Origin of the sequence: Filomicrobium sp., from assembly GCF_025698805.1 — a bacterium.
In the GTDB taxonomy this organism is placed as follows: domain Bacteria; phylum Pseudomonadota; class Alphaproteobacteria; order Rhizobiales; family Hyphomicrobiaceae; genus Filomicrobium; species Filomicrobium insigne.
Genome location: NZ_JAILWT010000005.1, coordinates 101,385 through 114,780 on the forward strand (window position 1 = coordinate 101,385; position 13,396 = coordinate 114,780).

Below are 13,396 nucleotides of genomic sequence, written 5' to 3' on the forward strand. Positions count from 1 at the left end.
CCGCCCAGGCGGTTGTGAGCTGTGGAACCTGAATTTTCCAAGGAGATGCTCGCTGCCGGTGAGCGGCTCTTCGAGCTGCCGTGGGGGTTCGTCAAAGGTGTCGTCGGATTAGAGCACCTGCCCCCGGCGGACATCCCGGAAATCGCCTTTGCCGGGCGTTCCAATGTGGGTAAATCGAGCCTTATCAACGCGCTTGTGCGTCAGAAGGGTTTGGCGCGCACGTCAAACACGCCTGGGCGAACGCAGGAGCTGAATATTTTTGCTCCTGATGCGGGCGAGCGCGTGCCGCTGTGCATCGTCGATATGCCCGGATACGGTTTTGCGAAGGCTCCGAAGGAGAAGGTTGAAGCCTGGACGGACCTGATCAAAGACTATCTACGAGGCCGTCCAACGCTGAAGCGTGTGTTTGTGCTTATTGATAGCCGTCACGGGATCAAGGCGATCGACAAAGAGCTAATGCGGATGCTGGACACGTCAGCTGTCAGCTATCAGGTCGTGCTCACCAAGGCCGATAAGATCAATCCGTTCAAGCTAGAGGCGCTGACTGAGACAACGCTGGGTGAACTCAGAACCCATCCGGCGGCGTTTCCTTACGTGCTTGCGACGTCGGCGGAGAAGGGTCAGGGAATGGCTGAGCTCAAGGCTACGATCGCAGGGCTGATTGCTTGACGGTCACGCGCTTACGGACCGCCAAGCGTTTTCAAGAAGCCGCTGATTGACGTCCACAGCTCCTCGCCAAAGCGTGCGAGAATGCCGCCTGCCACGGCTGCCGCGAGCCACCCGAATAAGATCGTAAGAGTCCGTGCATAATTGGTGCGCACTCTGATTTCGACAATCTGGTCGGGTAGTGCTGTCTCGGCTGCAAGCCCGTCTGCACCAACGGTGCGCGCGGAAACGATCAGCTGAAGGCGGCGCCGGCCCCTCGCCTTTGGAGTCACTGTCCAACGCCAGCTTGCGTAGTCATCCGCCATCAAGCCGAGCGCGTTCTCGATCCACTGCGTTTCGGGGGATGAGGTTTCTATAAAGAAGCCGCCATCGGGTGCTCGCAATCTCACAGACATGGCGCGCGTAATGAGAACATCGTGCCGATAGGCGGCTCCTTCGCCGATCATGCCATCGGCGAGGTTCTTAACTTCGGATTTGGCGATCCGCGCTTCCACCAGCGAGGGGAGGGCGACGCGCATAATACGCGGAATGTTTTCGATAAGCTGGCCTGCCTGCACGCTATCAGTGCGGGCGCGGCGGCGCTTCTTAGCCGGTGCGCTGCCTGCCCGGTTCTGCGCTGCGGCTTTTTGTGAGGTCTGTGCGGGGGCTGGAGCCCGGTCAGCTCCGCCTTGCCGGCGCGCTGTCGTCTGCGCGCGTTCGAGCTCTGCGGTCGGAGGACCACCAAAAACTTCCTCCACAGAAGGAAGTGGCGTTTGCGGTCTGGCCTGTGCTCCTGCTGGTGCAGGACGTTGCTGATGTGATGGCCCGGGCGCAGGAGAACCTGCGGGCACGGGAGGCCTAGCCCCTCCTGGACGATGTTGAGGGTTGGGAGCAGGATCGGTTTCTGTACGAAACGGACCCGTCGGTGGCGGTGGCCGCATACCAACGTCAGGGCTCAGGGGAGGGGGCGCGCGATAAGGCCGCGGTTGCGACTGAGGCTGCGCGTGCGAGGGCGGTGGCGTCCAAGCCTGGCCGGGTTGAGATTGTTGAGGTAGTGGGGGCTGTTGCTGCGGGTGTGGATCTCGCGTCGCAGGGGCTGGTTGCGGTGAGGGCCGCGCCGTAGGGGGAGCAGCGGGCGTTTGTTCGCCGGGTGCCGGGGCGCCGAAGTTGGGTTGCGGTTCGGGGGCGGGGGATTTAACGGGCGCCGGCGCTGGTTGTGGTTGAGGCGCAGGGCTGGGTGGCGCGTTAAATTGAGCTTCGCCTTCCGGAGAGGGTGGTCCCCCGCGGCGGTGCTCTACGCGCGAGCGCGCGTCGGCCAGGAAGGAATCAGCGTCCGATTGCTGACGGTTGCTTTGCTCGGGCTGTGGAGGGGCCGGACGTGGTGTAGGGTGCGGTTGCTGTCGCTGGGTTTCGGCTTCGGGGCCAAACCGCTGTTTGACCACTTCAATTGCCGCACCGAAGGTCAGCCCGTGGGCTTGTAACAGCCCGGCAGCGCTGCTGTTGGCGTCACCAATGATCGCAGCGAGCACGATTCCGCCGTTTATGTCATTGCGACGGCCGCTGGCTGCGGCTGCAGCGGCATTGAGGATACGCCGGAGCTCGTCTGATATAGCGGCGGTACCAGGATGGTCCGTCGGAAGCCGGTTTTCTATGCGTCCGACGTGATTTGAGACATCCGTTTTGAGCTGGTCGAGGTTGACGCCGGCAGACGTCATGACGATACAAGCATCGTCATCCTCGGTTAGAGCCAGCAACAAATGTTCAAGTGTAACTTCGATATGTTGTTGAGATTGGGCATAATTTGCCGCCCGAGCCAGCGTAGACGCCAACGTCGGTGACATCGGAATAGGTCCCAAACTCTCAACGAACGGCGCTGTCATGCCCTTCTCCCAACCAGCCGCTCATCGCAGCAGCCGATGCCCCTCGCACCGTGTCTTAGCGCTATTAGCAACCGATTGTGAGGGAAATCCGTTGTCGCAGGCTTCGGCACGGATATAAGTCCCGCGTAGGATAACTCACACACGCGGCGGCGGATTACGATTTCAGCGGCTGCATTTTAGTCAATATCGAACTGCAACGGACCGTTCAAGACCATGTCAGATAAGATGTCGCAGCCGCAAAAAATGGTGGGGAAAGACTACGAAAACGGTGGAATTAGCGCCCATGTCCAGGCGCGTATTCTTGCCGAGGCTCTTCCGCATTTGATTCGCTACGATGAGCAGTACGTCGTCATCAAGTTCGGCGGGCATGCGATGGGGGATGCGGCGCTGTCGCAGGCGTTTGCCCAGGATATCGTCTATCTGAAGCAGTCAGGCGTAAATCCCATCGTCGTACACGGCGGCGGACCGCAAATCGCACGGATGCTGGATAAGCTTGCTATCCAATCGAGCTTCGTGAATGGCCTGCGTGTAACGGACAAGCCGACAGTTGAAGTCGTGGAGATGGTTTTGGCGGGCGCGATCAACAAAGAGATTGTGTCAGCGATCAATCAGCAAGGCGGCAAGGCGGTTGGAATCTGCGGCAAGGATGCCAATCTGATGATTGCCGAACGCATCACGGAAATACCCGATCCGACATCCAATCTGATGCAGGCTGTCGATATCGGCTATGTGGGCGATCCGGTTGAGGTCAATCCGCATATCGTGGATGTCATTTCGAATTCGGACCTCATTCCCGTCATTGCCCCTGTGGGCCTCTCGCGGAGCGGTGAGACGCTTAATATCAACGCTGACAGCTTTGCGTCTGCGCTGGCGGCCAAGATGAAGGTCAAACGCCTATTGTTGCTGACTGACGTGGCGGGTGTTCTCGACAAGGATAAAAACCTCGTCGCGTCTCTCTCGGTCGACGAGGCGCGGCAACTCATTCGGAATGGTACGATTTCGGGTGGCATGATCCCGAAGGTCGAGGGCTGTATTGAGGTCGTTGAGGCGGGTGTCGAGGCGGTCGTCATTATCGATGGGCGGGTGCCGCACTGCGTGTTGCTTGAGTTGTTTACCGAGCACGGAATTGGAACGCTCGTTGGACAAGAAAATAGGATCTGAATGCAAACCAAAGTGGCGGCTGTTTTGATTTGAGCCGTGAGGTGGTTTGTGTCTTGGAGTCGTGATCTGCGATGGCGGAGAAGGACAATATGCCGGCGACCTCTAACGAAGAGGACGTTCGTGTGAAGCCTCAAGTGGTTTCAGATGCGCGCCGCGGGTTTGATCGTACCGCTATCTGGGTTTTCGATCTCGACAACACGCTTTATCCGGCGGAATGCAATCTGTTCGACCAAGTCGATCAGCGCATGGGCTTGTTCATTGCCAAGAAGCTTGGTGTGCCCTTTGAGTACGCGCGTCATTTGCAGAAGAGCTACTATCGGCAATTCGGCACAACGCTATCCGGGCTGATGCAAGTGCACGGAATGGAGCCGGGGCCTTTCCTTGATTACGTCCACGATATCGATCTCACCTGCGTGCCGGAATGCCCCGATCTTGCTGAGGCTATCGAACGGTTGCCTGGCCGCAAACTCATTTTCACGAACGGGTCGCGCCGTCACGCCGAACGCGTTGCGGGGAAACTCGGGGTTCTCGACAAGTTCGAAGATATCTGTTCGATCGAAACGTGTGAGTACGTGCCCAAACCGGAAGCCGAAGCTTTCGATCGCATGGTGCGGCGACACGGCGTTAGCTCCGAACAATCAGCGATGTTTGAAGACATGCCCCACAATCTTGAAGCGCCACACGCGCTGGGGATGACGACCGTTCTGGTGCATTCGGACTATGTGGATCATCCCGCGCAGCTCAAGGTGAAGACTTGGCAGGAGCTACCTGAACATGTGCATCACTTGACCCGGGACCTGTGCGGGTTTCTTCAAGGCATCAAATTCAAATAGGCGCGAAAAAACCCGCCACAAATGAGCGGCGGGTTTCGACTTTCAGGAAGGAAGAGAAGGGCGTTGCCTGTTACGCGCCTGGGCCGGCGTCAAAGCCAACGCGGTCCATGATGGCCGAGGCTTCAGCGCGATGCTTGGCGATTTCCTCGAGTGGGAGTTTGTCAGGTTTGAGGGTTCCCCAGCTCGCGACGCGCTCAGAAATCGGCACGCCTTCCTTGAGCGGATATTCGTTCACGATCTCGGCGTAGATTTTCTGTCCCTCTTCCGACGTCAGGAACTCAATGAGCTTTACGCCTGCGTCTTTGTGGGGTGCGTGCTTAGCCAGAACTGCGCCGGAAATGTTGACGTGGGTGCCGCGATCATCGGCGTTCGGGAACAGGATCTTGGCCGACTTCGCCCACTCCTGCTGTTCAGGCTTCTTCGTGTTGGTTTGCATCGCAGCCATATAGTAGCTGTTGCCGATGGCCAGATCGCATTCGCCAGAATATATGCCCTTCACCTGATCGCGGTCACCGCCGGCAGGCTTGCGCGCCAGATTTTCCTTCACGCCCTTTGCCCAGGCTTCTGCCTTTTCAATGCCGGAATGCGCGATGATCGAGGCGAGCAGCGCGATGTTATAGGGGTGCTGACCTGAGCGTGCGCAAATCTTTCCTTTCCACTTCGGATCGGCCAGTTCTTCATATGTGATGCTGTCCTGCTTTACGCGATCCTTGGAGGCGTAAACGAAGCGTGCGCGCTTAGAGAGGCCTACCCAGTGGCCCTGCGGGTCGAGGTAGGTCGAGGGGATATTGGCTTTAACGGTGTCGGAGCTGATCGCCTGGGTGATGCCCTTGTCTTCGGCTTCTGTGAGACGACCGATGTCGACGGTGAGAAGAACGTCGAATGGGGAATTCGCGCCTTCGGCAGCCGCGCGTTCGATCAAACCGTCCTTGGCGTAGACAACGTTCGGCTTGATGCCTGTCTTGTCTGTAAAGGCTTTAAGGAGCGGGGCAATAAGGCCGGGTTCTCTATAAGAGTAAATGTTGACTTCATCTGCGGCGATGGCGGGAGAGAAGCTGGCGGCGGCGACGGAAATGATCGTCGCCAGCGCACCGACGCCGCAAGATGCGGCACGGCTGATGGTCATGACGTGCTCCAATCAACGGGGGTCAAGGCCCCGTTTTCGTTTGAAAATTTTGAACGACGCGGCTCCGGAAAGGGGCCACATGTGGGACACAGAAGACAGGAAGTATTGTTGATCTGTCAAGTCAATATTACGGCTGCATCCCACGTTGTCGGTTGCCTTTGCGAGGCGCGATACGGCTTTCCAAGGACACGTTGCAACTGACGCGTTAAGCGATGAAATCGCGGCTCTTTTTGCTCCTGCATCATCATAATCATGCGTGAGCTCCGGCAACGGCGTTGCACGGCACCATACGCATGAGCAACCCGTTTCTCTCATTGTGGGGTATCGAAGTATTTTCCTTCACAACGCGCATATAGAAATGAATTTCTATGTTTATTTGATTTGAGTGGTATCACGAGGAAAATAATTTCCTTATGTTCCCCGTAACGAAGGAGGCGCACGGAATCGGGCCAGTCAGTCCGGTTGGTAGAGGTCTCTGCAACCTGTTTCGGGGTGATCTGAGCATGGCTGGATTTCCGATATTTGTGGAATTGGGGCGTACCCCACCTTTGATCGTCGGAGGTGGCGAGCTGGCCCTTGTGAAAGCCCGGCTGCTTTTGAAGCGGGCTAACCGCGTCCTCTTCGCGGCGGATCGTGTTGTTCCGGGCATTGCCAAGCTCGTTGCCGAAGGACGAGCGGAGCGCATTAGCGGTGTACCCGATGTGGAGACGTTGCGCGGGCGTCCGGTCGTCATCTCCGCAACGGAAGACGATGCAGAAGATGCGCGTATTTCGCATCTCGCTCGCGAAATCGGCGTTCCGGTCAACGTTCCGGATCGGCCCGAGCTTTGCTCATTCTCGCTGGCTGCAATCGTTGATCGGTATCCGGTGACATTTGCGATCGGTACGGAAGGCGATGCCCCAGTGCTGGCGACACGACTGCGCGCGTGGCTCGAGCAAGAGCTTTCTCCGCAGCTGGGTTCGCTTGCGAGAATTGCGGGTGATTTCCGTGATCGTGTCGCGCAGAAACTGCGGCCTGGCGTGCAACGCCGCGTGTTCTGGGACCGGGTTTTCAGCGGGCCTGCTTCTGCTGCGATCCTGGCGGGCGACGAAGCTGAGGGTGTTCGTCGCATCGAAGCCGAACTCGACAAAGAAGACACAACGGCACCTCGCGTAGGCCGGGTCATCCTTGTTGGTGCCGGGCCTGGTGATCCGGAACTGCTGACACTCAAAGCGGTCCGTGCGCTTAAGGCCGCAGACGTGATCCTAGTCGATAACCTGGCGGGAACGGGCGTTCTCGAACATGCGCGTCGTGAGGCTGAGATCATTCCTGTCGGCAAGGCGAAGGGCCGCCATTCGAAAACGCAGGCTGAGATCAATGCCCTCATTCTCACACACGCCAAGGCCGGAAAGACGGTTGTGCGCCTGAAGGGTGGTGACCCCTTTATCTTCGGACGTGGGGGTGAGGAAGTGGATACGCTGCGGGCTTCCGGCATTGCCTGCGAGGTCGTGCCTGGGATCACGGCAGCCACAGCGGCCGCGGCCTCCCTGCAAATTCCTTTGACCCACCGCGATATCTCGCACTCGGTGACTTTTATCTCCGGCCACTCTGCCGGGGATGGGGCGGCGAATTTCGACCACGTCGACTTCAGGGCTCTCGGTGAAGGGAGCAACACGCTCGCTGTTTACATGGGCGTGGCAACTGCCGGTGCTTTGGCGCAAACGCTTATCGATGCGGGTTGGTCGCCGGCTACTCCGGTGATGGCGGTGGAGCGCGCAAGCCATGCCAATGAGCGGCGCGTTGCTACGTCACTTGATGTTGTCGCTGATGATGCCAAGCGGCTTGCTCTGAGCGGACCTGCGATTCTGATCGTCGGGGAAATTGCCGGTCTAACCCCGGCGGGCGCCGTCGAACGGATCGCAGCAGAGATCGATCCTCAGTTTCAGCCGGTGCTTTCAATACGTTCTCAGGGGGATTTCGCTCATGCCTAACATCATAACCGCCAACCTGCTGCGGACAGGCGATGTCGTCTACTTCGCAGGCCTCAACAACTGGGTTCGCGAAATCGGTGATGCGACGGTCGCGAAGGACAAGGACGAACTTTCCGAGCTTGAGAAGACGGCACAGCGCGACGTGGAGTCTCAACGTGTGATTTCCGTCTACGCCATGGACGTCGAGCTTGTCAATGGACGTCCCGAGCCACGTTCCGTGCGTGAGCGCATTCGCGCCGCGCTCGGCCCATCCGTTTGACGCCAAGAGGAGATTGGCGATGTATCGCTACGATGAATTCGACGCGGCTTTTGTCCGGAGCCGCACGGCGCAGTTCCGGGACCAGGTGGCACGCCGGCTGGCGGGTGAAATTTCGGAGGAGCAGTTCCGGCCACTGAGACTGCACAACGGTCTTTATCTTCAACTTCACGCGTACATGCTCCGTGTCGCTATTCCATATGGCGTGCTGTCAGCGCGACAGCTCGAGCAGCTCGCGCGTATCGCGCGCAAGCACGACCGTGGATACGGGCACTTCACGACGCGCACCAACATTCAGTTCCACTGGGCGAGGCTTGAAGAGACGCCTGACGTTCTGGATCTGCTGGCTGACGTCGATATGCACGCGATCCAGACGAGCGGAAACTGCATCCGCAATACGACGACGGACCCTTACGCCGGTGTCGCTATCGACGAGATCGAAGACCCTCGCGTTTGGGCCGAGATCATTCGCCAGTGGTCGACCGTACATCCCGAGTTCCTGTTCCTGCCGCGCAAGTTCAAGATCGCGATTACAGGTGCCGCGGAAGATCGGGCGGCGATCCTGTATCACGACATCGGCATGCGCATCGTGAAAGGGAAAGGTGGCGAAACCGGTTTTGCGATTTATGTCGGCGGCGGCCAGGGACGGACGCCCTACGTTGCGGACGAGCTGAGGAGCTTCCTGCCGAAGGAGCAACTTCTGTCTTATCTCGAAGCGATTATGCGCGTGTACAATCTGCACGGTCGCCGCGATAATCTTTACAAGTCCCGCATCAAGGTTCTCGTCAAAGCGCTAGGCATTGAGGAATTCCGCCGCCAGGTCGAGGAGGAATGGTCGAAGATCGATCATGTCAGTATCGATCTGCCGCAAGAGGAATACGACCGTATCGCGGCCTACTTTGCCCCGTTGCCTTTGGTTCCCGGACCGATCACCGACGCAGGCGTCGAGAAGCGACGGCGTGAAGATGCGTCGTTCGATTCCTGGGTGCGGAACAATGTGCTGCCGCATCGTGTTGCCGGGCATGTCATCGTCAACATTCTCTTGAAGGAACCGGGTAAGGTTCCCGGTGACGCAACGGCCGATCAGATGGAGGCTGTGGCAGCGCTGGCGCGTGCATATGGCCACGATGAAATCCGCGTGACGTATCAGCAGAATTTGGTTCTGCCCAATGTCGCGCTCGTCGATCTCGTCAAAGTGTATGACGGGCTCGTTGCTGCGGGAGTCGCCGTGGGCAATTACGAGCTCATTACGGATATCATTTCGTGCCCGGGTCTCGACTATTGCAACCTTGCCAATGCGCGATCGATTCCGGTGGCGCTGGAGATTGCGAAGCGGTTCGCCGATCAGAGTGTGGCGGAAGATATCGGCCGGCTTCGGCTGAATGTCTCTGGCTGCATTAATGCCTGTGGTCATCACCACTCCGGCAATATCGGCATTCTGGGCGTCGATAAGAAGGGTACCGAACACTATCAGATCACGCTCGGCGGTAGCCCGGGCGATGACGCTGAGGTTGGCACCATCCTCGGTCCAAGCTTCCCGGCTGAAGCTGTGCCGGATGCAATTGAAACCATTGTTGCGACGTATCGCGCGCATCGCCGTGAGGGCGAGGTGTTCCTCGCGACCTACCGTCGTATTGGCCAGGCTCCGTTCAAGGAGGCGCTTTATGGAGCGCCCAACTCCGGAGCTTCGTCTCGCAAACAATTACAGGAGGCTTGAGAATGCCGATCTATCGAGGTGGAGCCTTTGTCGATGATACCTGGCGGGTGCTCGGCGACGATGAAGTCGCGGATCGCGGAGCGCATGTCATAGTTTCACTTGAACGGTGGCGTTCCGAGCCGCAGCTCAGGACTGGCAATGTTGGCGTCATCCTGCGCGCAGGCGAAGAGCCCGACGTCATTGCTGACGGTCTGGTGGACGCGCCGCTCATCGTCATCACGTTTGCCAAGTTTACGGATGGACGCGGCTATTCAGTGGCCCGTGCGTTGCGGGAACGTCATGCTTTCAAAGGTGAGATCCGCGCGACGGGTGACGTTCTTCTCGACCAAATCCCGTTGATGTTGCGGTGTGGGTTCGATGCCTTCGAGATTACGCATGGGCCGACGATCGCGGCGTTGGGGCGTGGGTATTTGCCGGGACTAGCGCTGAGTTATCAGCGTCCAGTCGGCGGCAGTCGCAGGTATTCAACCGTAGTTCGTCCTTCTCAAGCGTCACGCCAGGTTGCGCAGGAGCAAAACGATGGTGCAGGTCAAGCTTGAACGGAGGGCACCGGAATCGGTTTCGGTTGCCAAACTCGATGCCGATATTGGAAAGCTCGAGACCCTAGAGGCGCGGATCGCATTTATCGGCCGGGCGATTGAAGGACGTATCAGCTTCTCCACCAGTCTCGGATTGGAGGATCAGGCGGTCCTTCATGCAATCGCACACGAACAACGAGTGTTCGATGTCTTCATGTTGGACACCGGTCGCCACTTTCCGGAAACGCTCGAGACGCTGGACGCCAGTCAGTTGCGCTATGGGCAGATGATCCGGATGGTCTCGCCGGATGCCGGCGAGACCCAAGAGCTTATTGCGCGTGACGGTGTGTTCGGTTTCAGAACGTCGATCGATGCTCGAAAAGCCTGCTGTGTCGTTCGCAAGGTGCGTCCGCTTGCGGCAACTCTCGCCGGGGCTGCGGCCTGGGTTACGGGACTACGCCGCTCGCAATCCCAAGGCCGCAATGAGGTGTCATTCGCCTCTTGGGATGGTGCGATGAATCTCATCAAGATCAATCCAATCGCGGATTGGTCTCTGGATCGCTTGGAAGCTTACATCTCTGACAATTCGATCCCAGTAAACACGCTTCACGCGCGTGGGTTTCCCTCTATCGGGTGTCAGCCGTGCACGCGCGCCATCAAGCCGGGTGAGGATATCCGTGCCGGACGCTGGTGGTGGGAGAACGAAGACGGCAAGGAGTGTGGTCTGCATTCGCGACCTGCCCGCCTCCCTTCCCAGGAGAAGCCGGCGCCCACGACCTGCTAGCCGGTCGTTGCCGGTTGTTCGAAATTTTTTCGCTCTTCGGTCAGGAAAGAAGTCGTCGGTATGACAGCGCCTATTTCACACCTTGATTTGCTCGAAGCGGAAAGCATTCATATTTTCCGCGAGGCTGCGGCACAGTTCCGTAAGCCTGTTCTGCTCTACTCTATCGGAAAAGATTCCACGGTTCTGCTGCATCTCGCGCGCAAAGCGTTCTGGCCGCAGGTTCCACCGTTTCCACTGCTTCACGTCGATACGACGTGGAAGTTCCGCGACATGATCACGTTCCGGGATGCGACTGCGAAGAAGTACGGACTCGATCTTCTCGTACATACCAACCAGGATGGTGTGGCGCAGGGCATCAATCCGATCGACCATACGCCATCGGTTTACACGGACATTATGAAGACGGTGGCGCTGAAGCAGGCGCTCGACCTTCATGGGTTTGATGCCGCATTCGGAGGAGCGCGGCGCGACGAAGAAGCGAGCCGTGCGAAGGAACGCATCTTTTCATTTCGCTCAACCGGACATCGCTGGGATCCGCGACGGCAACGACCTGAGATGTGGCGGTTGCTGAACGGGCGACTTGGCATGGGTGAGACGGTTCGCGTCTTCCCGCTCTCCAACTGGACGGAGAAAGACGTCTGGCGCTACCTGCTGCGCGAGAAGCTCGACGTTGTCCCACTCTATCTGGCGGCAGAGCGGCCCACTATTGAGCGCAACGGCCAGATCTTGGTTCTCGACGATGATCGGATGCCGCTTTTACCGAGCGAACAGGTGAAATTGCGCAGCGTTCGGTTCCGCACGCTGGGCTGCTGGCCGCTGACGGCCGCAGTTCCCTCAACTGCTACGACGATGGAGGCGGTCGTTGCCGAAACGCTTTCAGCGCGGACGTCTGAGCGGGAAGGGCGGTTGATCGATCACGATCAAGCCAGTGCGATGGAGAAAAAGAAGCAGGAAGGGTACTTCTGAGATGCATGCTTCGGAGCTGACGCCGGACGACCCCGCCAAGACGGGCGCACCGGTTGTGTCTGAGTTCGCTGCCGAGAAAGTGCTCGGTGCGGCACCAAATGAAAGTTTGCGCATCCTGACCTGCGGTTCGGTTGATGACGGTAAGTCGACGCTCATCGGCAGATTGCTTTGGGATGCATCGGATCTCGCTATCGATCAGCGAGAGATGATCGAACGCAGAGCGGAAAGCGCGGGCGCTGGGCCTGATTTCTCCCGCCTTGTCGATGGTCTTGCCGCCGAGCGCGAACAGGGCATCACGATAGATATTGCGTGGCGAACCTTTGACACAAACCAGCGGCGCTTCGTCATTATTGATAGTCCGGGCCACGAGCAGTACACGCGGAATATGGCGAGCGGCGCCAGTCATGCCGACGTTGCGATCATGCTTACAGATGCGCGTCACGGTGTTAAGCCGCAAACGCGACGGCATGCTGCCATTTTGGATCTTATGGGCGTCAAGCACGTCATCCTCGCCGTCAACAAGATGGACCTCGTTGACTGGTCGCAGTCTGTCTTCGACGAAATCGCAGAAGAGTTTCGTGCTCTGACGTTGCGATTTGGATTTCAGAACGCGGTAAGCATTCCGGTTGCTGCGGTCAGCGGCGACAATGTCGCGACGCGGTCAGCGCGGACGGAATGGTATCGCGGGCCGACTTTGCTGGAGCATTTAAATTTTTTGCCGCCACGGGCTGCAGTTGTCGCGGGCGCATTCCGTATGCCGGTGCAGATGGTGCTGCGTGATGGTCGAGATTTTCGGGGGTTGGCGGGTACGATCAGTTCCGGTCGCGTCGAGATCGGCGATGAAGTCGTCGACGTTCTGAGCGGCAAACGTGCGCGGGTCCAACGCATCGCGACCTTCGATGGTGAACTCACATCGGCTGAGCCCGGACGGGCGGTGGTTATCGGGCTCGATAGGGATATCGACGTCGCGCGTGGACACGTTCTTGCAGCAGCTGTTGCGCCGCCTTCTCGCGCCGATGGTTTGACTGCCCAGTTTGTCTGGCTGGCGGAGCAATCTTTTGATGCGAACGCCGGTTATCTCTTGCGGACCGCTACGGATCTGGTGCCCATCGATAGCGTTGAGCTTGCGGCGTTGATGGACCTTGAGACGCTGACAGTCCGCCCTAGCGCCGTGTGCACGACGAACGACATCGCGGTTGCGAAGATCGCGTTGGGACGTCCTGTTGTTCTCGACGCTTTTACAGAGAATTGCGAAACCGGTGCATTTATGATCGTCGATGCTATCACTGGGGCATCGGTCGCTGGCGGAATCGTATTGGAACCTTTCGGTCAAGCCGAGCGTAGTTCCGGCGCGCAGTTCGTTCTCGACAGTACGCGGCTGGCGGCCGGACTTTGCCGCGATCTTGGCAGTAGCGCCGAGGATCGCGCGGAATTTAAACGACGCGCAGCCGAGGTCGCTCTCATTTTGAGGGCTGCCGGCGTGAAGACGTCAATAGACGTCTAGGTCACTAGCTACCGCGCAGAAACATCGCAGGGTGCC

At 58.5% G+C, this 13,396-nt stretch carries 12 protein-coding genes; 10 read left to right on the forward strand and 2 right to left on the reverse strand.

From position 1 onward, the window contains the following. The first annotated feature begins 45 nt into the window (after nt 1–45). Nucleotides 46–669, forward strand: a complete 624-nt coding sequence (gene yihA, locus K5845_RS13985; RefSeq protein ID WP_046479955.1) for a ribosome biogenesis GTP-binding protein YihA/YsxC — start codon at nt 46–48, stop codon at nt 667–669. Between the two features lie 11 nt (nt 670–680). On the opposite strand, the gene K5845_RS13990 is transcribed toward yihA, so the two are convergent. After that, nucleotides 681–2,525: a Clp protease N-terminal domain-containing protein gene (locus K5845_RS13990; RefSeq protein ID WP_046476973.1), complete on the reverse strand. Its 1,845-nt coding sequence runs from the start codon at nt 2,523–2,525 to the stop codon at nt 681–683. Between the two features lie 243 nt (nt 2,526–2,768). On the opposite strand from K5845_RS13990, the gene argB reads away from it, so the two are divergent. Together argB and K5845_RS14000 are read left to right on the forward strand one after the other, a co-directional pair. Continuing rightward, nucleotides 2,769–3,686: an acetylglutamate kinase gene (argB, locus tag K5845_RS13995; protein WP_046479954.1), complete on the forward strand. Its 918-nt coding sequence runs from the start codon at nt 2,769–2,771 to the stop codon at nt 3,684–3,686. Nucleotides 3,687–3,757: 71 nt separating this feature from the next. Next, complete coding sequence (locus tag K5845_RS14000; RefSeq protein WP_082101012.1) at nt 3,758–4,519, forward strand: pyrimidine 5'-nucleotidase; 762 nt, start codon at nt 3,758–3,760, stop codon at nt 4,517–4,519. Nucleotides 4,520–4,589: 70 nt separating this feature from the next. Here the strand turns inward: K5845_RS14000 and K5845_RS14005 are convergent, their stop codons facing one another. Continuing rightward, entirely contained in the window at nt 4,590–5,645 is a 1,056-nt protein-coding gene (locus K5845_RS14005) for a Fe(3+) ABC transporter substrate-binding protein (RefSeq protein ID WP_046476971.1), read from the reverse strand. 503 nt (nt 5,646–6,148) lie between these two features. On the opposite strand from K5845_RS14005, the gene cysG reads away from it, so the two are divergent. From cysG to K5845_RS14040, 7 genes are read left to right on the forward strand one after another with little or no spacing between them, the layout of a single operon-like run. Beyond that, nucleotides 6,149–7,615 carry a siroheme synthase CysG gene (gene cysG, locus K5845_RS14010; RefSeq protein ID WP_160298683.1) on the forward strand — a complete coding sequence of 489 codons (1,467 nt, stop codon included), beginning with the start codon at nt 6,149–6,151 and terminating at the stop codon, nt 7,613–7,615. Next, entirely contained in the window at nt 7,608–7,874 is a 267-nt protein-coding gene (locus tag K5845_RS14015) for a DUF2849 domain-containing protein (RefSeq protein ID WP_287959274.1), read from the forward strand. The genes cysG and K5845_RS14015 overlap by 8 nt, the downstream gene beginning before the upstream one ends. 19 nt (nt 7,875–7,893) lie before the next feature. After that, nucleotides 7,894–9,588 carry a nitrite/sulfite reductase gene (locus K5845_RS14020; protein ID WP_287959275.1) on the forward strand — a complete coding sequence of 565 codons (1,695 nt, stop codon included), beginning with the start codon at nt 7,894–7,896 and terminating at the stop codon, nt 9,586–9,588. A 2-nt stretch (nt 9,589–9,590) separates the two neighbouring features. Next, nucleotides 9,591–10,127, forward strand: a complete 537-nt coding sequence (locus tag K5845_RS14025; protein WP_090230553.1) for a DUF934 domain-containing protein — start codon at nt 9,591–9,593, stop codon at nt 10,125–10,127. Further along, nucleotides 10,108–10,890 carry a phosphoadenylyl-sulfate reductase gene (locus K5845_RS14030; protein WP_090230551.1) on the forward strand — a complete coding sequence of 261 codons (783 nt, stop codon included), beginning with the start codon at nt 10,108–10,110 and terminating at the stop codon, nt 10,888–10,890. Before K5845_RS14025 ends, K5845_RS14030 begins: the two co-directional genes overlap by 20 nt. 60 nt (nt 10,891–10,950) lie before the next feature. Then, nucleotides 10,951–11,856: a sulfate adenylyltransferase subunit CysD gene (gene cysD, locus K5845_RS14035; RefSeq protein ID WP_046476965.1), complete on the forward strand. Its 906-nt coding sequence runs from the start codon at nt 10,951–10,953 to the stop codon at nt 11,854–11,856. A 1-nt stretch (nt 11,857) separates the two neighbouring features. After that, a complete protein-coding gene (locus K5845_RS14040) occupies nt 11,858–13,360 on the forward strand; it encodes a GTP-binding protein (protein WP_287959276.1) in 1,503 nt (500 codons plus the stop codon). The last annotated feature ends 36 nt before the right edge of the window (nt 13,361–13,396 follow it).

Coding starts and splice junctions, on each gene's coding strand:
- yihA (WP_046479955.1), top strand. CDS start 46: ATGCTCGCTGCCGGTGAGCGGCTCTTCGAGCTGCCGTGGGGGTTCGTC.
- K5845_RS13990 (WP_046476973.1), bottom strand. CDS start 2,525: ATGACAGCGCCGTTCGTTGAGAGTTTGGGACCTATTCCGATGTCACCG.
- argB (WP_046479954.1), top strand. CDS start 2,769: ATGGTGGGGAAAGACTACGAAAACGGTGGAATTAGCGCCCATGTCCAG.
- K5845_RS14000 (WP_082101012.1), top strand. CDS start 3,758: ATGGCGGAGAAGGACAATATGCCGGCGACCTCTAACGAAGAGGACGTT.
- K5845_RS14005 (WP_046476971.1), bottom strand. CDS start 5,645: ATGACCATCAGCCGTGCCGCATCTTGCGGCGTCGGTGCGCTGGCGACG.
- cysG (WP_160298683.1), top strand. CDS start 6,149: ATGGCTGGATTTCCGATATTTGTGGAATTGGGGCGTACCCCACCTTTG.
- K5845_RS14015 (WP_287959274.1), top strand. CDS start 7,608: ATGCCTAACATCATAACCGCCAACCTGCTGCGGACAGGCGATGTCGTC.
- K5845_RS14020 (WP_287959275.1), top strand. CDS start 7,894: ATGTATCGCTACGATGAATTCGACGCGGCTTTTGTCCGGAGCCGCACG.
- K5845_RS14025 (WP_090230553.1), top strand. CDS start 9,591: ATGCCGATCTATCGAGGTGGAGCCTTTGTCGATGATACCTGGCGGGTG.
- K5845_RS14030 (WP_090230551.1), top strand. CDS start 10,108: ATGGTGCAGGTCAAGCTTGAACGGAGGGCACCGGAATCGGTTTCGGTT.
- cysD (WP_046476965.1), top strand. CDS start 10,951: ATGACAGCGCCTATTTCACACCTTGATTTGCTCGAAGCGGAAAGCATT.
- K5845_RS14040 (WP_287959276.1), top strand. CDS start 11,858: ATGCATGCTTCGGAGCTGACGCCGGACGACCCCGCCAAGACGGGCGCA.